17 protein-coding genes are annotated in these 24046 nt (G+C 57.9%); 11 read left to right on the forward strand and 6 right to left on the reverse strand.

Going from position 1 to position 24046, the window contains the following annotated elements; genetic code table 11:
* Nucleotides 1–49: 49 nt before the first annotated feature.
* Entirely contained in the window at nt 50–793 is a 744-nt protein-coding gene (locus ACIOZM_RS14650) for a molecular chaperone (protein ID WP_401214955.1), read from the forward strand.
* A 48-nt stretch (nt 794–841) separates the two neighbouring features.
* Nucleotides 842–1330 carry a CS1 type fimbrial major subunit gene (locus tag ACIOZM_RS14655; RefSeq protein WP_401214958.1) on the forward strand — a complete coding sequence of 163 codons (489 nt, stop codon included), beginning with the start codon at nt 842–844 and terminating at the stop codon, nt 1328–1330.
* A 57-nt stretch (nt 1331–1387) separates the two neighbouring features.
* On the opposite strand, the gene ACIOZM_RS14660 is transcribed toward ACIOZM_RS14655, so the two are convergent.
* The 3 genes from ACIOZM_RS14660 to ACIOZM_RS14670 all read right to left on the reverse strand — a co-directional run bounded on the left by ACIOZM_RS14660 (nt 1388) and on the right by ACIOZM_RS14670 (nt 9911).
* A complete protein-coding gene (locus ACIOZM_RS14660) occupies nt 1388–6070 on the reverse strand; it encodes a dermonecrotic toxin domain-containing protein (RefSeq protein WP_401214961.1) in 4683 nt (1560 codons plus the stop codon).
* Nucleotides 6071–6236: 166 nt separating this feature from the next.
* Nucleotides 6237–9350, reverse strand: coding sequence for a transglycosylase domain-containing protein (locus ACIOZM_RS14665; RefSeq protein ID WP_401214963.1), 3114 nt, complete (start codon nt 9348–9350; stop codon nt 6237–6239).
* Between the two features lie 102 nt (nt 9351–9452).
* The gene (locus ACIOZM_RS14670) at nt 9453–9911 is read right to left on the reverse strand and encodes an REP-associated tyrosine transposase (protein WP_401215079.1); all 459 of its coding nucleotides are present in this window, start codon (nt 9909–9911) and stop codon (nt 9453–9455) included.
* 625 nt (nt 9912–10536) lie between these two features.
* Here ACIOZM_RS14670 and ACIOZM_RS14675 point away from each other — a divergent pair.
* The 4 genes from ACIOZM_RS14675 (at nt 10537) to ACIOZM_RS14690 (ending at nt 15740) form a co-directional block, all read left to right on the forward strand.
* A complete protein-coding gene (locus ACIOZM_RS14675) occupies nt 10537–11958 on the forward strand; it encodes an amino acid permease (RefSeq protein ID WP_401214966.1) in 1422 nt (473 codons plus the stop codon).
* Nucleotides 11959–12117: 159 nt separating this feature from the next.
* Nucleotides 12118–13611 (forward strand): glucosyltransferase domain-containing protein, encoded by a 1494-nt coding sequence (locus ACIOZM_RS14680; RefSeq protein ID WP_401214969.1) that lies wholly within the window; start codon nt 12118–12120, stop codon nt 13609–13611.
* A gap of 90 nt (nt 13612–13701) precedes the next feature.
* A complete protein-coding gene (locus ACIOZM_RS14685) occupies nt 13702–14079 on the forward strand; it encodes a polysaccharide synthesis protein GtrA (RefSeq protein WP_401214971.1) in 378 nt (125 codons plus the stop codon).
* On the forward strand, nt 14076–15740 hold the full coding sequence (locus tag ACIOZM_RS14690; protein WP_401214974.1) for a hypothetical protein: 1665 nt from the start codon (nt 14076–14078) through the stop codon (nt 15738–15740). The genes ACIOZM_RS14685 and ACIOZM_RS14690 overlap by 4 nt, the downstream gene beginning before the upstream one ends.
* On the opposite strand, the gene ACIOZM_RS14695 is transcribed toward ACIOZM_RS14690, so the two are convergent.
* The gene (locus tag ACIOZM_RS14695; RefSeq protein ID WP_401214977.1) at nt 15649–17268 is read right to left on the reverse strand and encodes an FMN-binding glutamate synthase family protein; all 1620 of its coding nucleotides are present in this window, start codon (nt 17266–17268) and stop codon (nt 15649–15651) included. The genes ACIOZM_RS14690 and ACIOZM_RS14695 overlap by 92 nt on opposite strands.
* Nucleotides 17269–17489: 221 nt before the next feature.
* Complete coding sequence (locus tag ACIOZM_RS14700) at nt 17490–18290, reverse strand: response regulator transcription factor (protein WP_401214980.1); 801 nt, start codon at nt 18288–18290, stop codon at nt 17490–17492.
* A gap of 124 nt (nt 18291–18414) precedes the next feature.
* Here ACIOZM_RS14700 and ACIOZM_RS14705 point away from each other — a divergent pair, with 124 nt between their 5' ends.
* From ACIOZM_RS14705 to ACIOZM_RS14725, 5 genes are all read left to right on the forward strand, one after another.
* Nucleotides 18415–19236, forward strand: coding sequence for a carbon-nitrogen hydrolase family protein (locus tag ACIOZM_RS14705; protein ID WP_401214983.1), 822 nt, complete (start codon nt 18415–18417; stop codon nt 19234–19236).
* 180 nt (nt 19237–19416) lie between these two features.
* Entirely contained in the window at nt 19417–20742 is a 1326-nt protein-coding gene (locus tag ACIOZM_RS14710) for an APC family permease (protein WP_401214986.1), read from the forward strand.
* A 41-nt stretch (nt 20743–20783) separates the two neighbouring features.
* Nucleotides 20784–21203 carry an NUDIX domain-containing protein gene (locus ACIOZM_RS14715; RefSeq protein WP_401214989.1) on the forward strand — a complete coding sequence of 140 codons (420 nt, stop codon included), beginning with the start codon at nt 20784–20786 and terminating at the stop codon, nt 21201–21203.
* Nucleotides 21204–21228: 25 nt separating this feature from the next.
* Nucleotides 21229–21867: a LysE family translocator gene (locus ACIOZM_RS14720; RefSeq protein ID WP_401214992.1), complete on the forward strand. Its 639-nt coding sequence runs from the start codon at nt 21229–21231 to the stop codon at nt 21865–21867.
* 1 nt (nt 21868) lies between these two features.
* On the forward strand, nt 21869–22414 hold the full coding sequence (locus ACIOZM_RS14725) for a GNAT family N-acetyltransferase (RefSeq protein ID WP_401214995.1): 546 nt from the start codon (nt 21869–21871) through the stop codon (nt 22412–22414).
* Between the two features lie 4 nt (nt 22415–22418).
* Here ACIOZM_RS14725 and ACIOZM_RS14730 read toward each other — a convergent pair whose 3' ends face one another.
* Nucleotides 22419–23948 (reverse strand): hypothetical protein, encoded by a 1530-nt coding sequence (locus ACIOZM_RS14730; protein ID WP_401214998.1) that lies wholly within the window; start codon nt 23946–23948, stop codon nt 22419–22421.
* Nucleotides 23949–24046 lie beyond the last annotated feature (98 nt).

A 24046-nucleotide genomic window follows, 5' to 3' on the forward strand; every position in this document is an offset into this window, starting at 1 on the left:
GTCGATATGCCGCGCTCGCGTTGTATTCATTGTCATGAGGTTCAACGGTATGAAACGTCTTTGGCTACTGCTGGGTTTGAGCGGATTTTCTCTGGGAATTCACGCCGGGCCGCAAATCAATGTCGGTCCGGTCTATGACTATCTGGACGGCGACAAAAGCACCTATCTCAAACGCGTGTTCAACAGCGGTGACAGCACCGCCTTCGTCAAGGTAAATATTCTGGAAATCGTCTACGCCGCCGATGGCACCCACAGCGAAGTACCGGTCAAGACCCAAGCGGACGGCAGCGGCCGGGATGGACTGATGGCGAGTCCCGCGCGGCTGATCGTGCCGGCCAAAGGTATGCAGGGCACACGTCTGCTGCTAATGGGTGATCGGGAACAGGAGCGTTATTTTCGCGTGCGTTTCGTCCCGGTGGTCCCGGAAAAGGAGGATGAGTTCGCCGTGTCAGGGGAAGACCGTGAGGCCTACAAGGAGAACCTGTCGGCCGGGGTCAACGTCATGACCGGGTTTGGCACGGTGTTTTTTGTCCGACCAAAAAACAGCCGCTTCGACAGCGTGATCGATGACAGCACAAGCACTTACCGGGTGCACAACAACGGCAACACCGTGGTGGTCATCGATGAGTTTCGTAACTGCTCACTGAAAAACGAAGTCGAATGCGAGCCGGTCACCAAGCACCACATCCTGGCAGGCAAGAGCTTTGAATTCGAAAAGAAGCCCGGCCGAGAGTATCGCTTCAATCTGGTCGAAGGTGCATCGAAAAAGGTGCTGCGTGTAGCGAGTCGCTAAACAGCCAAGAGGTGATTCGCAGTTTTTTTGACGTGACAGGTAGCAGACATGATCAAGCAATTTGCCCTCGCCCTGTGCGTGGGCGTTATGGCGCTGGAAAGTAATCTGGCGTACGGGGCCCGGGAGCAACACCGGTTCGAAGTATCGGTGGACATTCCTAATCTTGGGTTTTACGTGATACCGACGCATTCCGACTGGATCCATCGGGAGCAGGTTTTACCGTGGAACTTCGATACTTCGAAGCTGGGTGGACTGCGCAAGCATTTCGATGTTCGGCACGACACCAGTGCAATCGAAGCCCGGCTCGAAGCGGAGCCTTACATCTCCAATGGAATTCAGAACATTTTTTTGCGCGTCAGCTTCAATGGCAATGAGCTGAGCCATGACCCGCAACCGCGTGAAGTGGTGTCGGTGGAGCAGGCCATGGAGGGTGGACGATTTCTATTGGATATCCAGCCGATAGTGCCCGTCGGCGGATACAAACCAGGTAATTACTATGGCAACGTCCGGTTGATTTTCAATGCTGCCGCGCCGTGAAGGAAAGCAGCCAGAAGCGGTGTTCGCCGTCAGGGCTGCCTTCATTCGCAGACGTAGTTATTGCCCGGCTTTACGCAAGGCATCGCGGGTCAGTCGCCTCGATAGCTCTTTTTCGTCATCCCCGAGATCGACGAGCAATCGATCGTAGTTCACGTCACTGATGGGCTGATCGGCAAAGACCACGGTATCCGGCACGGGCAGTTCGTCGGTGAGTTCCCTGAGCCGCTTGCGCAACTCAGTCCGTTGGGTCGGTAGCGTCGACGCTGCCCATTCGCGCTGAACGGAGCGCAACGTCTCCAATTGATCGAACAACTGCTGGTAGCGTCGTTTGTTGGTCTCGAGACGCACCGGGTAACGCTCGCTCAGATAGTTTTCCCAGAAGTCCTGTTCGAGCATCTGGTTTACCAGCCCATCGCCTTCGCCAAGCGCCAACGCCGTGTCATATGCCCGGTCGATCATCTCGTCGCTGACGCCGGACACTGGCCGGAACAGCATGTCTTCAGATTGCCACGGCAGGTTGAGACGTTTGGCCAGACCGGTCTGGTAGGCGAGATAGACTTCCACATCATCCGGGTTGCCGCCACGACTGGCGACATCGGCCCTGGCAATCTCGTTGACATGATCCAGCCGCGCCGCGCCTTCGGCAAGCGCCACCAGTTTCTGTTCGATTACGGCCGGTTCAACGGTGTAGGCATAGGCCTCGAACGCGAGAACATTGATACCCATGTGGTTGAACAATTGCGCACCAGCGTCGGCGCAGTCCACGGGTGCGGCGGCCATGGTGAAGAGCTTTTCCCGCAGCCGGGTATCGACATGCACCGCATCGAGCATGCGCCAGACGCGTTGCATCAATTGATCACGAGCCGGACCACCGGCACGGTAGTCGGCGAAATTCCGTACATTGAGCAATGACTCCATGAACGGCTCGGCGGAAGGCTCCTCAACCAGTTCAGACCAAAGGGACTCTCGGTCGACTCCCCAGCCAGGTACATCCCCCCAGAAGTCGGTGCCATAAGTCGATCTGATTGATCGGTTTTGTAGAGGACCTGCGGACATGACGGGTTCCGCTGGCAACCCCACTGAACGACGGTGCTCCTGATAATGCACCTGGTTGAGATCCGACAGGCCGGCGACGTCCAGTCGCGTGCGAGCTACCAGCCATTGAGCATCGGAACCGGTCACCACTTCGGGGATACGGACGAGAGGGTTGCCGCGCAGATCGAGCAAGAAACCCCGAGGCCGAGGTTTGGCCAAAGTACCTTCAGGCCAGGTGCTCAGCCCGGTGTTTTTCAGGATCGCGACTTTCAGGCGTGGCATGCGCGAGATGTCCGGTGACGTGCCCAACGGGTTGTTTTCCAGCCGCAGGACTTCCAGGTACGTCAGGCTGCGCAAGCGCTGGACGGCTGTGTTATCCAGCACAATCTGGTTATCGCTCAGGCGCAGGCGTTCGAGTCGGCGTAGCGTGCTGCCGATGGGACTCGGCAAGCCTGTCAGTTCGCAATCTTTGGCGCTGAGTTCCACCAGGTTCGGGAAGTCCTTGAGCAGGCTGTCGTGATCAATTGAGAAACGCGTGTTGTCCAGTTTGAGTACGGTGACCTTGTCGAGGAACTTCTTCAGTCCGGGACGCTTTGCCCACCAGTTTTGCAGATCCAGAGGGAGCATTTCCCGGGAGAGGTCCAGGGCATAAGACGTGGGGTCGGCGCGATTGCCGAGCTCCAGGTTTTTCCGTTCGAAACAATTAAGCAGACGTTCGTAGATATGCAGGCCGCCGCCATCGCGAAAACCCTGGCTGCCGGGGCCCCAACTGTCCGGTTGTTGGTAGCGCCAGCGATGGACGATTACCCGCAACTCATCAAGATCGTTTTCATGAGCCTCAATGGCTTTAAGAGGCTCGCCTTGTTCGATGAGTGCATTGGCGAACGCATCGACTTCACGCTCACTGAAATGCGGATGCAAGTCCTTAATCCGTTCCTGCACAGTCGCGGCATCCTTGCTCATACCGCCGCCGCGCACCAGAAACAGCGTTTCGTGATCAGCCACGGGGCGTATCGGTGCGCTGGCCAACAGGGTGCGCCGCTCGCTCGGTGCGGTGGTCTTGGCGATGATCCATTGCTTGAATTTCCCGGCTTCCGTCACTTGGTAGCCCAAGGTGTTGTGACCTTCGTTGTCCATGGCCTGGAGGATCGCTTCGTACAGACCGCTCGCCTCATGCACTGGCTGGTTGTTGCCATCGCGCACTTGATAGCGGTCTGCGGCGATTCGCACCAGTACCCGCACCCGTCCGGCTGACTCGGCGCCGGCGCTGCAACGCAACTCGCCAGCGAAAGTCCCTTCGCGGATCTCGATACGCAAGTCAGCGAACGTATCGCTCTGGTGACGTAACGTGCCGAGGATCAGACGTTCGCTGTCGATGTTGCTCAAAGCCTCGCTTTGCAGGCCTTGGGCCGCTCTGACGGATTGCAGTTCGAACTGCAATTCCCGTGCGGTGGTGCGCTGGCGCAAAGGCACGCGACGCTGCTGCGTCATTTGCTGCAACTCCATTGGCGTTGCCTGGGTGATCACTCTTTCGGCGAGGACAGGCGTCAGTTGCGGACAGACCACCAACAACTGGCTGGCTTGCGCGGAAAGCGGCGGCGCAGCTTCACTCGGCCCGGTGCCCAGGCGCTCAAGGGTATCGGCCAGCAACGGTGGCGGTGGCGCGTTTTCCACATGCATGCGGCGCAACACGTTTTCGTCGGTACCGGTCAGCAGGCGCATGTGCTCCAGTTGTGCATTGCTGAAACCATCGGTGCGGTGGCCGATCCGGCGCATCAACAGTGTGCCTTCCCATTGACGCGGATTTTCCGTTTCACACACCCAGGCGCCCCGGGCATTGTGTTGCAACGTCGGGGCGTAGGCCTGAGGACGTTGCGGATGGCGGATGCGGTGCTGGCCGGTTAGCGGGTCCTTCGCGACTTCGAACAGATTCTGATCCAGAAGCAGCAATTGTTTGTCACCCAGCGAGTGCAGTCCATGCGAATCAGGTCGGGTTGATGTCGGCAGGGCCTGTTCCGGCTGCCGATAAGGCGTCAGATCAGGGTTCCACAAGCGCGTCTGACCATCCGCCAGTTGCACCGGTTTCAAACCTTCTACAAATGGCGACAGTTTTACTTTGGCGACTTCGCCGATGGCCCCGGCGGCAGCGAACGCGCCCAACTGGACAATACTTTCGAGCACACCAATCGCTTGCTCGCCTGCTTCGGCCAGATGACCTTCGGCCAGATCTACCACACCTTCGAACACGCCATCGAGCAATTGATAAGTCGTGTAGGCCATCATCAATTCGCCCAGAAACGGGACAAACGGGATGACCACCAACAGCGCGACATTGAGCAGGTCCGAGAGGATTTTTTGCAGATTGTCCCACCACGCCCAGCGACTCATGCGATCGGCATATTCGGTGGAAATAGCGATGTTGCTGGCGTCATTGAGAATTTTGTTCAACTGCTGCCGGTAGAGGTATCCCCACAAATCTCCGTTGAATCCTGTCTCGCGATCATCGCGCAGCCTGGTCAGGCTGAATCGCAGGTTGGGGTTATCCACAGGTGTTTCACGCCAGCTCGGCAGATTGGAGCCCGCTGGTGCAGCTTGCCATTTCACCTTGCTCAGACGGTCATTCAATCCGGCAAAAAAATGCCCGCGCTGCTGATGGTCGACGAACTGGCTGAAAAACTTTTGATAGTTGGCCGGCGATTGATCGTCGCGTAACTGGCGCGTCAGTTCCGACATGAATTGCAGTGCAGACGAATATTGTTTCAGCGGATGTTCCGGGTCATGGGGAACATACGCGATCACCGGAACGGGGGAGTTGGCCGTGAGGACATCAGGGCAGATCAGAATGATGCCGGTCAGTTTCGTGTCCATCATCGTCAGGTTGTAATAGCTGACGAGGCGACCGTTCCACTTGAGGTGTCTGCGGTCTTCGAGCATCCCCTGCACAACGTCGTAGGCGCTACGCTCGATGTCATTTTTCACAAGTGCCATGCGGGCGGCGACGCTCAGTGCACTCTTCTGGCTGAGGATGACTTTGTGGCGCAGTACTTGTCTTGCCACGCTGTTGCTCGAAAGCAGAAACGTATTCAGGTGCTGCGTGTATCTGGCGCCGATATCCAGTTCGCGACACAGTGATTTGAATTGTTCGATGGTCAGTTTGTGTTTGATGTTTTTGATCGTGAAGTGTCCACGAACGTCAGGTCGCGTAATGAATTCCGAGTCGTGGCTGAAAGCCTCGTCGCGAGAAAAGTTATGCAATGCGGCATCGAGCAGTGAGACGGTGCGGCTGGTCGCTCCGGCGGAAAAGTCATGCGCCCACCACGAAGTATTGACCGGGGCGTAGAGGCGCAGCCAGGTTTGCTCGACATCGTCTTCAACACCAAACCGCCGTTTCAGCGCCTCCTGCAACAGCGGTTTGGCAAAGGTGTAGACGTCTTGCAGATTGCTTAGTGCTTTATCGACGCCGTTTTGTGCCTTCCAGGCGTTCTGCACCTCATTTTTCAGGCGACGATGATCGGCGAGCGATGCGTCCCGATGCCATTGCGCAATCGTCGGTCCGGCGCTTTTCAGTTCGTAGACGCGAGAAATAGACGTGCTCGACAACCAAGCGGGAATGGCTTTTTCGATCACCGCAAAATGCGCGCTCACATCAGAGGAGGGGAGTCGCGGCGGATCGGAGGGTCGTCCTTGCAGAGGAATGATGGGCATTACAGTGATCGTCCTTGATCAAAATCGGACGACCAGAGTAGGCAATGATAGCCCCTGAAAAAAGCTCAATTACCCGGTCGAAACAGCGCCGGTCTCGACCCCGAGCCATCGAAAAGTGCGGGATGAAAAATACAATGTTACCGCCACGCCCGGCCGGTTCTATGCCTTAGCGTCCAGCGGTGACCTCCTGAGGTTGGCACATCGTGTGCGTTCCCGGCTGCAAATAGGGCGACAGAATCGGTGCCATGCCTTTGAGCACCTGCACCGGTAGCGCCGAAGTAAATTTGAAGTTTTCCGCCGAGCGCCCGGGAACAAACGCGGTCAGCGTGCCGAAATGGTTATCGCCGATGTAGAACACGAAGGTCGCGGTGCGGTTGATCGATTTGGAACTGAGAATGCGCCCGCCGGTACCGAAGGCCTCGATGCGGTTGTCACCGGTGCCGGTCTTGCCGCCCATGATCAATGGCGTGCCTTCGGCGGTTTTGAAACTGCCGGAAACACGTTTCGCGGTGCCGGAGTCCACCACTTGCGAAAGCGCTTCGCGCATGGCCGTGGCGACCTCTGAAGGCATCACTCGTTTACCGACGTGCGGGTCGTTGGTCAGTCTGGTTTCGTAAGGCGTACCGGCAGCAAAGTGCAGGCTGTCGATGCGCAGGGTCGGCATGCGCACGCCGTCGTTGAGGATGGTGCCGATCAGTTCGGCCAGCGCGGCGGGACGGTCGCCGGAGCTGCCGATAGCAGTCGCCAGCGACGGCACCAGGTGATCGAACGGATAGCCGACTTTCTGCCAGCGCTGGTGAATCTCCAGGAACGCCTCGATCTCCAGCATGGTGCGGATGCGACTGTCGCGGGCGCCCTTGTGTTTGCTTTTGAACAGCCAGCTGTAGACTTCCTGACGCTCGAACTGGCTGGCTTTGACGATCTGGCTGAATGTCGCGTCGGGGTTGTGCAGCAGATAACCCATCAGCCACAGATCCAGCGGGTGAACCTTGGCGATGAAGCCCTGATCCGGCAAGTCATAGCTGCCCGGGCCGTAGCTGTCATAGAGGCGGATCAGCCGATCATCGGTGAGTTTTTCGGTGAGCTTGGCACCCTTGAGGTGCGCGCGGACGAAGGTGTTGAAATCTTCCTGACTGGCGTCCGGCAATAGATAACGGTGTACGGCGGCCATGCGGATCGGCGTCGGACGCATGCTGTCGAGAAAGGTGTCCAGACGTGCCTGAGTGTCTTTGTTTTTGTACTTCTTCCAGAACTTGAGCAGGAATGAAGTGCCTTCGCGGTCGGCGAAATTCGCCAGGTACTCCTGACGCCGTGGGTCGCGGTCGTCCTTGAGCAGTTCGGCGCTGCTGTTGGGGCCGGAGTAGGTGGTGTAGCGCACGATATCGCGCATCAGCCGAATGAACGGCAGGTTGATCGATTCGCGCAGGGCATCGCGCAGCGTCGGAATGCGGCCGTTGTCCTCGTTGCGGAAGTTGTGGAACACGTGCAAACCGCCACCGGTGAAGAACGCCTCGCCGGGGCTGGCCGAGTATTTGCGGTCGAGGGCGGCGCCGAGCATCGGTTGCAGGCTGCGGTCCTTGTTCTGGATCAGGTAATCGACGACCCAGCGGCTCAGGCGATCCTGCTCGGGCACGTCGACTTTTTTCAGCTCGGGCACCGACATGCCGCCGTACTTGTCATGCAGTTCGGAAATGATTTGCAGGTAAGTGGTGAGCACGCGCATTTTTGCGGTCGAGCCGAGTTCGAGTTTGCTGCCTTCGTTGATGTCGAACGGCTGGTCGGTGCTGTCGGTTTGCACCCGCACCCGCGAGCCGTCCGGGGTCAGTTCAAACAGGGTGAAGCTGTAACGCACCTGAGTGGTGCTGGTGGGCGTGAGCAGGCGTTCGCCGAGCAGGCCGATTTGTGCGGCGAAAGCCGGGTCGGCGAGTTTTTTCAGGTATTCCGTGGCCTGGGTCTGCAGTTCGGTTTGCAAGGTGCTGGTGGCCGAAAGGTCGAGGCGATCAAGGTCGTACAGCGGTCGATTGAGCATCGACGCCAACCGACTGCGGGCGGCGCTGATGCCTTTGTTGGTTTCAATCGGCTGGATGGTCGGCTGGGTCTGCCAGTCGCGATAGCTGACCTTGGCGGCGAGCGCGGCGTCGGCCAGCCCGTTGTCGATCACTGCGTTCTGTTTGAGCAGACGCAGGTGGCTGTCGGTGAGGTCGGCGAGTTCTTCGCGACCCTTGTTCAAGTAATGCGAAGGTCGGCGCTGGGCAATCATCAGCGAGAGCATTTCGCGCAGGGCCAGGCCTTTGTCGGCCATGGTCTTCGGGTCGGTGGCGGGGCTGTTCAACTGCTCGTTGGCCTTGTTGAAGTCACTGCCGTACCAAACCCGCAAACCCTCGGCCATGCCATGTACTTCGCCGTGCCCCGGCACGGCGGAGAGCGGCACGCTGTTGAGGTAGTCGCGCACGATGTTTTGCCGTGCAACCAGAGTCTGCGCGCCGGGCTGATAGGCGCGCACGCTGGCAGAAATCATCTGGCGGATCTTCTCCGCGCCGGAGACCGTCAGGCCATCCGGTGAGTGGCGGTATTTCTCAAGTTGAGTCGCCAGGGTGCTGCCGCCGGCCGATTGCCCCGGCAGGTGCAGCAATTTCGCCACTTGCGACCACGCGGCCATGCCGAAGCGCGGCCAGTCCACCGCCGGGTTGGCGAGTGGTTGTTTAGGGTCGAGCAAAAAGCGGTTCTCGATGAACAACAGGCTGTTGACCACCGATGGCGGTATGGCTGCAAAACTCGAATAGAGCTGTTGCGGATAGTTGTACTGATACACCGGTGCGGCGCGGCAATCGGTGATCGACAGCCCGGCCTGGATCTTTTCCGGGTAGGGCACGAACAGGCCTTTGCCGGTATAGCTCAGCAGCGCCGGGGAAAAACGCGTCTGCTCGGTGATCACATAATCGCGCTTGAGCAGGCGCGGCAGGAATTCATCGAGAGAGCTGTAGCCCAGACGCAGGTCGAACGGGCCATTGCCGGGATAACGAATCGCTTCGCTGGGGCCTGGCTCCAGTTGATATTTGAGTGACGCGGCGTACTGGCTGAGCTCACGGGACTGAAAACGCGAGGTGCGCATCTCCTTGCTCGCCGCCAGTCCGACGACGATCCCGATAATCAGCAACAACAAAAACAAAGCCTTCCACCCATGCCGGTGACGGCGTGGTTTTTCAGGGACAGGCGCTTCATCCTCACGTTCAGTCGGAACCACGGCTTTACTCGAATCTGTCTGCCACAAAGCGCCCATAGTCGATTGATCCATTCACGCAGATTGATCGGACTTGAGTGAAGCTTAGACGGTGGATCGCGAGGGGGAAAAAATTGTGTGGGGTTTGGGGGAGTGTGAGTATTAGAGCCAGCAGGCATCCCAGAGTGGGTAGTCGCCGATCTTTTGTACCAGTCCTGCACGCAAGGGGTTGGCAATGATGTAGCGGGCGAACGGTTTGAGGTCCTCGCCGTCACGGATGGCTTGGTCGTGGTAGCCGGTTTGCCACAAGGGGCCGCGTCGACCGGTCTTTCTATTCACCGTTTGTGTGCAACGTGCCTTGATTGAGCCAATGACATCACCAAGATTGTCCGCCCGTAACTGCATCAACCAATGAAAGTGGTCGGGCATCACTACCCACGCGATTGACTCTGCCAGACCTTGTTCGTGGGCCTGACGAAGCTGCGAGGCTAATAATCGCCCTGTTTGCCAATCAGAAAAAACCGGTTGGCGTTTGTGAACCACAGAGGTGATCAAGTAGGCTCGACCCGGCTCTGAATATCGGTTTTGACGTAAACGGTGGGAGTTGGGCTGGACTGGCACGTGCGCTTCCTTGCATTCGATAATCATCGTCATCTCAAGGCTAGTACCCGCTGAATAGGTTCGGTTCTGTAACTGCTGAGTGAATTTTCCGAATTTGCTGAAGTACTTGTGGCGAGGGGATTTATCCCCGTTGGGCAGCGAAGCGGCCCCGAAACCTGCCAGCAAGTTTCTCCAGGTAAATCGCGTTTTACTGGTTTGCGACTGCTGCGCAGCCGAACGGGGATAAATCCCCTCGCCACAGGTTATCTCTTGTGCCAGCGGATGCCGCGCAGGCCCGAGGCAGAGCTGTCAGTGCTGCATATACCTCCAACGCAGGGGCATGACGGTGCACCATTGCTGTGCAATACTCGGCGGCCTTTTCGGCGCGGAACATTCCTACGTGAATCAGGTAATGCCTCTCCGTAAACCGGCTTTATGCCGAGAGTTCCCGCTGAATGTTGTGGTTTATAGAGTGAAAAGCCCTGTCACAAGCTTTTTATACTGCACGCCCCGCTGATCTCGCAGGAGTTGTCCTGCCAGACGCGTTTGCCCACGAAGCAGGCGCGGTTTCGGGAAGTCGCGGCCTATCGGCCAACGCTTCGATACTCGGTGGTCATATCCAATAACAAGACGAGGTTGTACCCCTATGCCAGTCGGCAATCACCTGCCTCACGGCGAAACCGCTCAGGGCGGTCCGCTCAAACGCGAACTCGGCGAACGGCATATTCGCTTGATGGCGCTCGGTGCCTGTATCGGCGTCGGTCTGTTTCTCGGTTCGGCCAAGGCCATCGAAATGGCTGGCCCGGCCATCATGCTGTCCTACATCATCGGCGGTCTGGCGATCCTGGTGATCATGCGCGCCCTCGGCGAAATGGCAGTGCACAACCCGGTGGCCGGCTCCTTCAGCCGCTACGCCCAGGACTACCTCGGCCCGTTGGCGGGTTTTCTCACTGGCTGGAACTACTGGTTCCTGTGGCTGGTGACCTGCGTCGCGGAAATCACCGCCGTTGCGGTGTACATGGGCATCTGGTTCCCCGATGTACCGCGCTGGATCTGGGCCCTCGCGGCGCTTATCAGCATGGGTTCGATCAACCTGATCGCGGTAAAAGCCTTCGGTGAGTTCGAATTCTGGTTCGCCCTGATCAAGATCGTCACGATCATCGCCATGGTGCTCGGCGGCATCGGCATCATCGCGTTCGGCTTCGGCAATGACGGCGTGGCGCTGGGGATTTCCAACCTGTGGACGCATGGCGGCTTCATGCCGAACGGCGTGCAGGGCGTGTTGATGTCGCTGCAGATGGTGATGTTCGCCTACCTCGGCGTCGAGATGATCGGCCTGACTGCGGGTGAAGCGAAGAACCCGCAGAAGACCATTCCCAACGCGATCGGCTCGGTGTTCTGGCGGATTCTGCTGTTCTACGTCGGCGCGCTGTTCGTGATCCTGTCGATCTACCCGTGGAACGAAATCGGCACTCAGGGCAGTCCGTTCGTGATGACCTTCGAGCGTCTTGGGATCAAGACCGCCGCCGGCATCATCAACTTCGTGGTGATCACTGCTGCGCTGTCGTCCTGCAACGGCGGCATCTTCAGCACCGGGCGCATGCTCTACAGCCTGGCGCAGAATGGCCAGGCCCCGGCCGGTTTCGCCAAGACCTCGAACAACGGCGTGCCACGTCGTGCGCTGCTGCTGTCGATCTTCGTGCTGTTGCTGGGCGTGTTGCTGAACTACATGGTTCCGGAAAAAGTCTTCGTCTGGGTTACCGCGATTGCCACCTTCGGCGCGATCTGGACCTGGGTGATGATCCTGCTGGCCCAGTTGAAATTCCGCAAAGGCCTGAGCGCCAGCGAACGTGCCGGCCTGAAGTACAAGATGTGGCTGTACCCGGTCAGTTCGTATCTGGCGCTGGCGTTTTTGGTGCTGGTGGTGGGCCTGATGGCGTACTTCCCGGACACCCGCGTGGCGCTTTATGTCGGCCCGGCATTTCTGGTGCTGCTGACAGTGTTGTTCTACGTGTTCAAGCTGCAACCGACCAATGCGTCGCAAGGCGCGGTGCGTTCGGCTTCGTAAGATGTAACGCCTGAAACATCAGAGCCCCGGCCAATTGGCCGGGGCTTTTTGTTTTCGAACCATTTGTCAGAAATACCACAGACAATCGATTTCCGGCGCAGTGTCATGCTCCAACATTCATCAACATTGTCTCCAGCGCAGTAGTGAAGAGGCGCAGGTATGAGGATGAGCGATTTTCTCGTTCGTGAACTCGGCCGTCGGCAGGTCGTGCTGTTCTTCCTGTGCGCTTCGATGTTGTACGTCCTGCCGTTGATCCTCGCTGACTTTCCCTATATCGACGACAACTGGCGCAGGCTCGCAGCAGGTAATGCCTGGGCCGGGCAGGGGCGGTTGTTTGCCGACTGGTTTTACCAAGCGCTGACCTTCACCGATGGTGCACCGGACATCTTTCCATTGCCGCTGTTGCTGGCCACATTGGCCATGAGCCTGGCATTGACGCGCCTGACCTTTCACTACTTCGCGGAGCCGACGCTCGCTTGCTGTCTGGTGCCGTTGCCACTCTGGTACAACCCGTTCCTGTTGCAGAACCTGTCCTATCAATATGACGGCCCGATCATGGCGCTGAGCCTGGTCGCGGTGATCTACGCAATCACCTTCAATGGTTCAACCCGAGTGCAACGATGGCTGGTGCCGGCGTTCCTGCTGGCGCTGGCAATCGGGCTTTATCAGATCAGCCTCAATGTGTTTCTCGGCTTGTGCGCGGTGGAGCTGGTCCGCGCAATACATCACCGACAGCGCTGGGCAAAAGTTCGCCAGATGCTCGGCAGCAAACTCGCCCAACTGGGGCTGGGCATGCTGATCTACAGCGTCACTGCATTTCCGTTCATGGAGCATTCTGAACGGAGCGAATTATTGAGCTGGGGTAGCGATCCCTGGCTGCAATCCGGCATCAATTTCGCTCGGGTGCTGGAAAAAACAGCGCTGCTGTTTCATGGTGCTTACGCTTGGGTATTTGCGGTGCTGGTGCTTTGTGCGCTGGTTGGGTTTGTACGATTGTCACGGCAAAGTCAGCTTCGCAAGACCCTGCTGCCGAGCCTTGTCTGCCTGCTGGCCTTGGCGGCACTGGCGCTGTTGGTGCCAGGGATCACTCTGCTGTTTCGCGATTTCAACGAAGGTGCGCGCACCCTGATGGGCTTCGGCGTTTTACTGCTGGCGCTGTTCTATCTCGCGCATCTGGCGCTGGCGCCGAAGTGTCGTCGTTTGCCGCTGCTGCTGATCATCCCGCTGATGGCGACACTCTCACTGTCTTTCGCCTATGGCCGGGTGCTGACGATGCAGAAAACCTTCGCCACCAGCGCGCTGTACAGCCTTGGGCACGACATCGCCGAACACCGTGAATTGCGCGAAGCCAAGCGGATTTATCTGGCTGTGACTTACTCCGACCGCTGGCTGGTGGGCGCTGCCGGGTCGTTCAAACGGTTGCCGGTTTTGCACTATCTGCTCAACGTCGACTACTACATGCTCGCGGAAAATCTGCCGAGCGCAGGCGTCACCAACGTGGTCGCCGAACGCGAACGGCGCAACGCTACTCACGTTGGCTATTTAGGTTATCCGCCGCTGGTGGAAAGTCTGTATTACCGGATTTATCTGCTCGGTGATTACGGTTTCATCGTCATGAAAGAGCCGCCTCACGGCAGGCTGCTGCAGTGGTGATGCTCCACCGCTCGTCGCAATTCCCCCATACCTGTAATTTCTGACAGTAGACCGCTCGCACCCTGTGCCCTAGCTTCAAGGTTCCGCTGGATGAAAGGAACCGCAATGAAGGGATTTCCTGCGCTGACAGTAATCGGAATCGCCGATGGGCTGATTCACTGGCAGATATTTTTCGTGCTGTGCAGCGCTATCGGAGTGAAGCAGGCAGCCGGCAATTTCGCAGCGTTTTGCGTGGCAGCGGCGTTCTCTTTTTATGTGAATGTGCTGTACACCTTCGATGTCCGAACTTCGATATCCGCTTACTTGCTGTTTATCAGTTTGATGGGGGGATTGAGTTATGGCATTGGTTCGTTAGCGGATACACATAACTTGCCCGGATTGCTGACAGTGGCGGTGTTTTCGGCATCGAATCTGCTGCTGGGGTACTGCTTTTTTCGCTTCGTATTGTTTCGTGATCAAAGAGCATGAAACTCTCACCGGCAGTGCCCACCCTCTACCCGTCGCAAGCGTCGGTGCTGATTGAACGGACCGCGCTGGCGGCGGTTTCGTTCCTTGCACTGTTCGTGCGCTTCTACTCCATCACGGTGCCAGCTATCTGGTATGACGAAGCCTACAGTTTGTTACTGGCAAGAGAGACGCCTGCGCGTATCTGGACCCTGACGGTTTTGGATGTTCATCCGCCACTTTACTATGTGCTGCTGCATTACTGGATCATGGTATGGAGTGATTCGGCATTGCCGGCGCGTGCGCTGAGTGTATTGGCTGACGTCGGCACTTTGCTGCTGTGTATCAAGTTTATGAGCCTTGTTTCGACTCGCAGGGCAACCTGGATTGCGGCTTTGTTGTTGGCGTTACTGCCGATTTCAGTGCGCTACAGCCAGGAAGTGCGGATGTATTCCCTGCTTGGATTCTGGTTGATGGCGGCGACGCTCGCATTGGTGTGCTGGACAAGGGCGCCAGACCAGAAACGTTATGCACTCATATACGTGCTGCTGATGGAGGCTGCTTTTTACACCCACTACTTTGCAGGGCTGTGTGTGCTGGTGCATTGGTTGTTCTGGTGGCAGAGCCGGGCCGCCCGCGTCGAGGCGACGATTGCGACGGAGCAATGGATCGTCGCCAATAGTGCAATTGTGTTTCTGTATTTACCGTGGATACCCAACCTGATCAAGCAGATTGGGAATACAGGCGGCGACCTGAGTTGGATTGAGCCGGTAACTATGCAAGGGGCTTTGACGCTGGTCTGGCAGTTCACTGTTATGGGCGACTACCCGATATCGGTGTGGCAACTGATACCGTTTTTATGGGTGTTGGTGTGTGTAGCGACCGTTGTTGTAAGTGGCCCCCGTGAGCGAGATTTCAGGGTTCTGATTGCTGGATATTTTCTGGTTCCACTGATCATCCTCTATTTGGTAGCGCTGTTTTTTCTATTATTTGTACCTCGCTATCTGGCTTTTTGCGCACCTGGCATAGCGATGGTCACAGCGGTGGCGCTGGATATCTGGGGGAAACGTCCGGTGCTGTTGCATGCTGGACTATTGCTTTGCGTAGTCAGCCAATTGCATGGGCTGACTATGGTTTATCGACAAGCTGATGGATTGAATGGAACAGCCCCACGTGCAGACTCCTCGTTCGGTTCATTAGTGGAGGCGTTGAATCAACAAGCCCGTCCAGGTGATGAAGTCATCGTCGCCGATGTTTACTGGTTCCCGACGTTCGCCTATTACAGCAAAAGCGGCATTGTCCCAAAGTTTGAGACCCACTCATCAATTGACGACTTTTTGAAAATCACCGGTATTGGTCCATTGAGCCTGATCGATGATCCCGTTATGAGCAGCTATATCGACGGTATTACTGTTCTGGATTGTCGTAGTGGCAGGGTCTGGTGGATCACTGATCTGGATTCAAGTCGTGAGATACCACTTTTCGCGAAGGGACGGACGCCTTCCGTAACGCTTGCCGGCTCAAATATTTCGGCTTATCTGTTCACTCCGGAGTCGATGTCGGCCCCATCAGGGACCGACACGTGCTCTTCTTTTAAGCCGCCGCCACATCCTGCGGCTCAAAACTGTCCGCCCGGGCCATCTGCCACATCCGCGAATAGAACGCGCCGGTCACTTCGCCAGTGAGCAATTCACCCGGTTTCAGGAACACATGCAACTCCGAGAACAACTTGATCTCGGTCGCCGACATGCGCCGCACCAGATGCTTGGCCGACAGTTGCGACGGATGTTCAAGACCGGCAGCGGCAAGCATTTCGGCCAACGCCTTCAGCGTATTGCGATGGAAGTTGAACACCCGCTGCGCTTTGTCCGGTACCACCAGCGCACGTTGGCGCAAAGCGTCCTGAGTGGCGACGCCAGTCGGGCATTTGTTGGTGTGGCAGCTTTGCGACTGGATGCAGCCGATGGCGAACATGAAGCCGCGTGCCGAGTTGGCCCAGTCGGCGCCGATGGCCAGCACGCTGGCGATGTCGAAGGCGCTGACGATCTTGCCGCTGGCGCCGAGTTTGATCTTGTCGCGCAGGTTCAGGCCGACCAGGGTGTTGTGGACGAACAGCAGACCTTCGCGCAGCGGTACGCCGATGTGATCGGTGAATTCGACCGGTGCGGCGCCGGTGCCACCTTCCTTGCCATCAACCACGATGAAGTCCGGGAGGATGCCGGTTTCGAGCATGGCTTTGGCGATGCCCATGAACTCCCACGGATGGCCGAGGCAGAACTTGAAGCCCACCGGTTTGCCGCCGGACAGTTCGCGCAGTTGCTGGATGAACTGCATCATTTCAATCGGCGTGGAAAACGCGCTGTGGCGTGACGGCGAGATGCAGTCTTCGCCCATCATGATGCCGCGGGTATCGGCGATTTCCTTGGTGACTTTGTGCTTGGGCAGAATCCCGCCGTGGCCGGGTTTGGCGCCCTGGCTCATCTTGATTTCGATCATCCGCACTTGTGGGGTTTGAGCCTGCGCGGCGAAGCGTTCCGGGTCGAAACGGCCGTCGCTGGTGCGGCAACCGAAGTAGCCGCTGCCCAGTTCCCAGGTCAGGTCGCCGCCGTTCTCGCGGTGATACGGGCTGATGCTGCCTTCGCCGGTGTCGTGGGCGAAGTTGCCGAGTTTCGCCCCCTGGTTCAGCGCGCGGATGGCGTTGGCGCTGAGCGAACCGAAGCTCATCGCCGAGATGTTGAACACCGACGCCGAGTACGGCTGGGTGCACTGCGGGCCGCCGACGGTGACGCGGAAACTGCTCGGGTCAGTCAATGGTGCCGGACGCATCGAGTGGCCGATGAATTCGAAGCCGGATTGATAGACATCGATCAGCGTGCCGAACGGTTTGTCGGCGCTTTCGTTCTTCGCTCGCGAATACACCAGCGAGCGCTGGGCGCGGGAGAAGGGCAGGGCGTCGCTGTCGGATTCCAGCAGGTACTGGCGGATTTCCGGGCGGATGCCTTCGACCAGGTAGCGGATGTTGCCGAGGATCGGATAATTGCGACGCACCGCGTGTGGGCTCTGCAGCAGATCGAAGATGCCCAGCAGGCTCAGTACGCCGGTGACGGCGGTGATCGGCCAGAGCCAGTCGTGTTCAAGAAAGGGCAGGCTGGCGAGGGTGAAAATCACGCAGACGGCAAAGAAGGCGTAGCGGCTCAGGAGTGACAGGCTCATACGGTTTCCTTGGTTCGGACTCGGATGTTTGCAGCACTTTGGAGCGGGATTTTTTGGCGAGGGAATTTATCCCCGTTCGGCTGCGAAGCAGTCGCCAAACCATTGAACTCGGTGTATCTGCTGCACCGCAGTTGCCGGTTTTGGGGCGGCTGCGCCACCCAACGGGGATAAATCCCCTCGCCACGGAAATCTGCTCCCGCAGAAAGTGTTTCAGTGCTGTTTCAGGCGTTTTGCGCCTGAAGAAAAATCGAAAACAGCTCGGACTGGGATTTGATCCCCAGCTTGCTGTACATGTGTTTCTTATGGACTTTCACGGTTTCGACAGAGATTTCCAGCTTACGGGCGATTTCTTTACTGGAGCAACCGCTGAGCATCAAACGCCCGACGTCCAGTTCCCGGGCGGTCAGTTGCGCGCCCTTGAGTTGTTGCACCGAAGCCTCCAGTTGCACCCGCCAGTCCGCAGATGCGGGAGAGACGGCGAGGGCCACGGTTTCGTTGATTTCATAAGGCAGGCGCTGGCGCAACAGGCCCAGTACCCAGGGCTGAATCAGTGACAGCAGGGCGATCTGTTCGACGCTGAAACGCTGTTTGCTGCCCAGCGACAGGCACAGTGTGCGCTCGCCTTCGAGCTGACAATTGAACTGGATTTCGTCGGCGACCACATTCAGACGAAAGTATCGCTGGTAATACTCGGTCAGCTCGAAATGCTCCGGCGCCACCTCCGACAGGCGATACAAACCGGTGCGCGACTGCTCGCGGCAGGCGATGTAGAACGGGTCGAGCAGGTACAGGCCGCGCAGATAATCCTGAAACAACTGGTCGGGGCTGCCGTCCTCTCCGGGACATTCGGCGAACACCTGCGGGTGTTGATCGGCGCTGAACAGCAGCACCACCCAGCTATCGAACGCTACGTATTGATCCAGCAGACGCACCAGTTGCGCCCAGAAATTCGGCTTGTCGAGGGCGTCGATCAGTTGCCCGACGGCGCGGTGCCAAGTGATGTCGTCAAACGAAAGTGTCATCAATCTACCCCTATCGGGTTACCCCGGCCGCGTGATTCCCTGGCCGGTCGGATGCGAAGCATACTGGCCCACAGACAGCCGCCGGGCAAACTTTCAGCGTCCGGCACCAGAACAGGGACTCCCCATGAAAGTCGAACTCGCCCAACTGGCGGGCCGTGACAATGGCACGGCGTACAACCTCGAACGCGCACTGGCGGCGATTGCAGCCTGCGCTGCCGACACGCAATTGATCGTGTTTCCGGAAACCCACCTGATGGGCTTCCCGACCGCCGAAACCGTTGCGCAGACCGCCGAACCGCTGGACGGCCCGACTGTCAGCGCGGTGCTGGCCGCCGCCCGCGAACGCAACATCGCCGTGGTCATCGGCATGGCCGAGAACGACAACGGCCGGTTCTTCAACACCACGCTGCTGATCACCCCGCAAGGCATCGCCCTGAAATACCGCAAGACGCACCTGTGGGCCTCGGATCGCGGCGTGTTTGAAGCCGGCGACCGCTACGCCACTTGCGAGTGGAACGGGGTGCGGGTCGGTCTGTTGATCTGCTACGACATCGAGTTCCCGGAAAGCGCCCGTGCATTGGCGCAACTGGGAGCTGAGCTGTTGATCGTGACCAACGGCAACATGGACCCGTACGCACCGACGCATCGCACCGCAATCATGGCCCGGGCTCAGGAAAACCAGGCGTTTGCGCTGATGGTCAATCGGGTCGAGGCCGGCGATGACGGTTTGATGTTTGCTGGCGGCAGTGCGCTGGTTGATCCGTTGGGGACGTTGTTGTTCGAGGCCGGGCGGGAGCAAGGTCAGTTCAGTGTTGAGCTGGATTTCGGTCAACTGGCGGATGCGCGCAAGGATTACCGCTATCTGGATGATCAGCGGTTGAAGTTGCCGGGGGAGGTTGTGCCGCACGCTAATGGATTGCGGGAGCTGCTGATTCCTCAACGCTGAAGATCAAACGATCGCAGCCTTCGGCAGCTCCTACAGGAGTACGTATTTCAATGTAGGAGCTGCCGAAGGCTGCGATCTTTTAGCGATCCATTTGACTCACTAAAACAACAAACCAACACCCGAAAAATTTGCCGAATCCGGCTCTGCCATAAATCCAATAAAATTCGGAGTAATTCGCTCATGGCTCGTTTGCAACGCACCCTGACACTGGGGTCGGTGACGCTGTTCGGCATCGCCTACATGACGCCGATCATTGTCCTCGGCACCTTCGGCATCCTCGCTCAATCCACCGCCGGCATGGTGCCCGCCGCGTATCTGGCGGCACTCGTGGCGATGTTCTTCACCGCCATGAGTTACGGACGCATGGCCGCCGCTTTCCCGGTGGCCGGCTCGGCCTACAGCTATGTACGGAAAGCGATCAGCCCGAAACTGGGGTTTATCGCCGGTTGGGCGGTGCTGCTCGATTATCTGTTTTTGCCCATGGCGATCTGGTTGATCGGTGCGGCGTATCTCGCCTCGGCGTTCCCGTCGATCCCGCAGTGGATTTGGGTGCTGGCGTTCATCGGCATCACCAGCGCGATCAACATCATCGGCCTGAAACTGGCCAACGGCATCAACGCCTTGCTGATGCTGATTCAGTTTTTGGTGCTGATCGCTTTCGTCGCGCTGTGCGTGCACTACGTCGGCGGGGATGCGAGCACGCCGTTGTGGTCGATCAAACCGTTCTTCAATGGCGACATGCAAATGCCGCTGATCATGAGCGGTGCGGCGATCGCCTGTTACTCGTTCCTTGGTTTCGACGCGGTCAGCACCCTCACTGAAGAAACCCGCGATCCACGTCGCACCATCCCTCGGGCGATCATGCTTATCACGCTGATCGGCGGGCTGATTTTCGTCGGCGTTTCGTACTTCGTGCAGATCGCTCATCCGTCGTTCCAGTTCGACAGCGTCGACTCGGCGGCCTATGAAATTGCGCGCAATATTGGCGGTGACCTGTTCGTCTCGATCTTCCTCATCGGGCTGATCGTCGGCCAGTTCGCGTCGGGGCTTTCGGCTCAGGCCAGCGGCTCGCGGTTGTTGTTCGCGATGGGCCGCGACGGTGTGTTGCCGAAATCGTTTTTCGGCACGCTGCATGCGCGCTTCGGTACTCCGGTCAACAGCATCCTGCTCTGCGCCGTGGTGGCATTGCTGGCGCTGAAACTCGACGTGACCACCTCGACGTCGTTCATCAACTTCGGCGCGTTTCTGGCGTTCAGTCTGGTGAATCTGTCGGTGATTTTTCACTACTGGATCGGCGGCGAGAAAAAAGGCCTGCGTGAACTGGTGCTGTTTTTGATCTTCCCGTTCATTGGTCTGGTCGCGGATCTGTGGTTGATGGTCAGCCTCGATCATCTGGCGGTGTATCTGGGCCTGAGCTGGTTGGCGATTGGTGTGGTGTATCTGGCGGTACTCACTGGCGGCTTCCGCCGTCAGCCGCCGGAAATGGATTTCCAGGAAGCCACCTGATCTGGGAAACTTGGCGTTTTTCGAGCCAGGGATTTGCTTTCATGTCGTCTACGCCTTTGATCCGAATTGCCGCCGCGCTGCTCATCCGCGCGGACGGCAAGACTCTATTGGTACGCAAGCGCGGTACCACGGCGTTCATGCAACCGGGGGGCAAGATCGAAGCGCATGAGTTGCCGGTGCATGCGCTGGCGCGGGAGCTGGAAGAGGAGTTGGGATTGGAGATTGATTCGGCGCAGGCGACTTTTCTCGGCCAGTTCTCCGCACCTGCGGCCAATGAGCCGGGGTTTATCGTTCAGGCCGAAATCTTCCAGCTGACGATTGATAGCGAAGTTTGTCCGGCTGCGGAAATCGAAGAAGTGCTCTGGGTCGACCCGGCCACTGATCCTGCGGTGGAGCTGGCGCCATTGACACGCGACCTGATCCTGCCGTTTTATCGCAGTTCGCTGACGGCTATCGCCTGATCAACCACGCCAAGGACGCCCGACCATGATCCCGCTGCAAGACTTGCTGATCTTTGCTGCCGCAGCATTGCTGATGGTGCTGACGCCGGGGCCGAACATGATCTATCTGATCTCGCGTTCGATCTGTCAGGGACGCAAGGCCGGGGTGACGTCGTTGTTGGGTGTGGTGGCCGGGTTCTTCGTGCATATGTTTGCTGCCGCAGCGGGTTTGACGGCAGTGTTCCTCGCCGTGCCGATGGCCTATGAGGTATTGAAATGGGCCGGTGCGCTGTACCTGTTGTGGCTGGCCTGGCAGGCAGTCAAACCCGGTGCGCGCTCGCCATTCGAGGCGCAACAACTGCCACCGGACTCGTCGCGCAAACTGATCACCATGGGGTTTCTCACCAGCGCGCTGAACCCGAAAATTGCCGTGTTTTATCTCTCGGTTTTTCCGCAGTTCATTACGCCTGAGCATGGTTCGGTGTTCACCCAAAGCATCATTCTTGGCCTGACCCAGATCAGCGTCAGTTTCAGCGTCAACCTGCTGATTGCGCTGTTCGCGGCGGGCATCGCTTCGTGGTTCGTCAACAACCCGAGCTGGCTCGCGGCGCAGCGGTATTTCATGGGTTTTGTACTCGGCGGTCTGGCGGTGCGGCTGATGCTTGAGCAGCGGCGAGCAGCCTGATATGTGGATCGAGCGGCTGGACGCCAGTCATGCCCTGGCTTATCGGGAACTGATGCTCGAAGCCTACGACCGCCATCCGCAGGCGTTCACCTCCAGCGTGCGCGAGCGCGCAGTGATGCCATTGAGTTGGTGGGAAGCGCGGCTGACCAGCAAACTCGATGTGGTGCTCGGCGCGTTTGAAGCAGGGACATTGGCCGGCATTGTCGGGCTTGCGTTCGAGCCGCGTGAGAAGGCCCGACACAAGACAACGTTGTTCGGCATGTACGTCTCCGCGGATTTTCGTCAGCACGGATTGGGCTTTGAACTGGTGCAGGCAGCAATCGCCGAAGCGCAAACGCATCCGGCACTGAAACTGATCCAGTTGACCGTCACCGCCGGCAATGACGCCGCGTTCAACCTCTACCAGCGCTGCGGTTTCATCCAGTTCGGTCTGGAGCCGTTGGCGGTGCGAGTGGGCGAAGATTACTTCGACAAGATCCATATGTGGCGTGAAATCACCGTGCTCCGGGACAGCTGCGAAGAAGTCGTTTCGCCCCTGTCCCGATGATCAGTCAAGGGTATTTGAGGTCTGGCAGTGGTTCGGTATAAACCGGCAATTCCGGTTCGGCCTCAGGTGCGCTCATGAGGCCTCCAACACTGTTCACTCGTACGATGTTAATGTTTCGAATGCCGAAATCGTTGCCGTAGCTACCATCCTGGAAGTTGCTGATATACATCCGCGCTACTTGCCGTTGAGTGATGGTGAATGCATTCAAAAAGAGGTACCAGACTCCGTTTTTGGGGACTGCCCGACGCGCGCCAGGCCACTGCGCCATGCTGGTATCCGCGCACAGGATCGGGTCGAGCAACTGCTCAGCGGGGCTGTCGGCAACATGAGTGCCTTCGAATGTGAATTGGTATTGACCGGGTATAAACAGGAAGTCGCGATAAAAGACTGCGCCAGCGAATCCGGTTGGGGCTCCCTGGTCGGTGAAGTTGAAAAATGCGGTCACCCATTGGCCATTCATGGGGAACTGGCGGATAGATCCGCAGCGAGCTCCCGTATAGGTAATCCAGCCGTTATAGGAGTTGGTCGCTAGTGAAGTGTAGTGATCTTCCCATTCCAGTTTGATATTGATTTGCCAAGGGGTTGAGTCGGGTGCTCCGCTGGGCGTGGGGCGGGCAATGAATGTGTGAAGAAAAACTGCCAGCCCGGAAATACTGTACGACCAGTCACCTCTGGAGTCGGCGGAAACGTTTTGGCTGACAACGCCGTTGAGCAGGATCTGCAATTGTTGATTGGGAGCAGCTGTCCCTCTCAGCGTACCACCTGTCTGAAAGGTCGAACCGCCGTTAGGCAGGCTGACCCCGGCCGAGTCTGTCATTGAGGTGATGACTGTTGCCACCACCGGTGCCGTATTGATAGCAATGGAACTTGTCGGTGACACATAGCTGTTGCCCAACTGATCGACTACCCGAGCGCTCACCGTATGGATGCCGTCACCGATCTGCCGAAGCTCGTCGTCTTTCAGAGTGTAAGTAATCGGATTGGCAGGATGGACATAAGGAATAATTATGCTCCAGGTCCCTACAGTCAGCCTCACTTCATCATATTCCCGCGCGTAGTTGCGGGTGAGCGAAAACGTGGCCGGCTGGTTGGGGCCGACGCTGGCCGGATGGCTGACAGTGACATCGGTGGCCGGAGAGTGGAATAGCACATTCAATATCGGTGTCGAGTCATTGAAATTCTCGCTGGGGCGAGTCACTCGGTAAAACAGGGTATTCAGGCCATTCACCAACCATCCCCACGGCATCTCCATTTCTATGCGGTCGTTCTCGTCTCCCTTCCTGATGAGCTTGATCACGGAGGTCGGTTGATCATTGACCCAAAGCTCCACGGAGTCACCGATGGCCAGAGTGATCGAAAGTGTCGTGAGCGGATCGATCACCATGTAAAGCATTGTGGAAGGTGAGTGAATACTCAAAGGAATGCCGCCGTGGTAGTCCCCTGCTGGTAGCACAGGTGTTTTCCACCCCGGAATGAACATGGGGAGCAACGCAAGAGCGGCGTCAGCCTGCGGTGAGTTGAGGTTGCTGTTCATGCTCGTTCCTCGGCTGTTGAGACTGGACCGTTTCGGACAGACCCCATCAGAGCGCGAGGAGATAAAGGTGTCACCTGTCAGATCTGACAGGTGAGCGT

Origin of the sequence: Pseudomonas sp. NPDC087346, assembly GCF_044744235.1 — a bacterium.
Taxonomy (GTDB): Bacteria; Pseudomonadota; Gammaproteobacteria; order Pseudomonadales; family Pseudomonadaceae; genus Aquipseudomonas.

Coding starts and splice junctions, on each gene's coding strand:
- ACIOZM_RS14650 (WP_401214955.1), top strand. CDS start 50: ATGAAACGTCTTTGGCTACTGCTGGGTTTGAGCGGATTTTCTCTGGGA.
- ACIOZM_RS14655 (WP_401214958.1), top strand. CDS start 842: ATGATCAAGCAATTTGCCCTCGCCCTGTGCGTGGGCGTTATGGCGCTG.
- ACIOZM_RS14660 (WP_401214961.1), bottom strand. CDS start 6,070: ATGCCCATCATTCCTCTGCAAGGACGACCCTCCGATCCGCCGCGACTC.
- ACIOZM_RS14665 (WP_401214963.1), bottom strand. CDS start 9,350: ATGGGCGCTTTGTGGCAGACAGATTCGAGTAAAGCCGTGGTTCCGACT.
- ACIOZM_RS14675 (WP_401214966.1), top strand. CDS start 10,537: ATGCCAGTCGGCAATCACCTGCCTCACGGCGAAACCGCTCAGGGCGGT.
- ACIOZM_RS14680 (WP_401214969.1), top strand. CDS start 12,118: ATGAGGATGAGCGATTTTCTCGTTCGTGAACTCGGCCGTCGGCAGGTC.
- ACIOZM_RS14685 (WP_401214971.1), top strand. CDS start 13,702: ATGAAAGGAACCGCAATGAAGGGATTTCCTGCGCTGACAGTAATCGGA.
- ACIOZM_RS14690 (WP_401214974.1), top strand. CDS start 14,076: ATGAAACTCTCACCGGCAGTGCCCACCCTCTACCCGTCGCAAGCGTCG.
- ACIOZM_RS14695 (WP_401214977.1), bottom strand. CDS start 17,268: ATGAGCCTGTCACTCCTGAGCCGCTACGCCTTCTTTGCCGTCTGCGTG.
- ACIOZM_RS14700 (WP_401214980.1), bottom strand. CDS start 18,290: ATGACACTTTCGTTTGACGACATCACTTGGCACCGCGCCGTCGGGCAA.
- ACIOZM_RS14705 (WP_401214983.1), top strand. CDS start 18,415: ATGAAAGTCGAACTCGCCCAACTGGCGGGCCGTGACAATGGCACGGCG.
- ACIOZM_RS14710 (WP_401214986.1), top strand. CDS start 19,417: ATGGCTCGTTTGCAACGCACCCTGACACTGGGGTCGGTGACGCTGTTC.
- ACIOZM_RS14715 (WP_401214989.1), top strand. CDS start 20,784: ATGTCGTCTACGCCTTTGATCCGAATTGCCGCCGCGCTGCTCATCCGC.
- ACIOZM_RS14720 (WP_401214992.1), top strand. CDS start 21,229: ATGATCCCGCTGCAAGACTTGCTGATCTTTGCTGCCGCAGCATTGCTG.
- ACIOZM_RS14725 (WP_401214995.1), top strand. CDS start 21,869: ATGTGGATCGAGCGGCTGGACGCCAGTCATGCCCTGGCTTATCGGGAA.
- ACIOZM_RS14730 (WP_401214998.1), bottom strand. CDS start 23,948: ATGAACAGCAACCTCAACTCACCGCAGGCTGACGCCGCTCTTGCGTTG.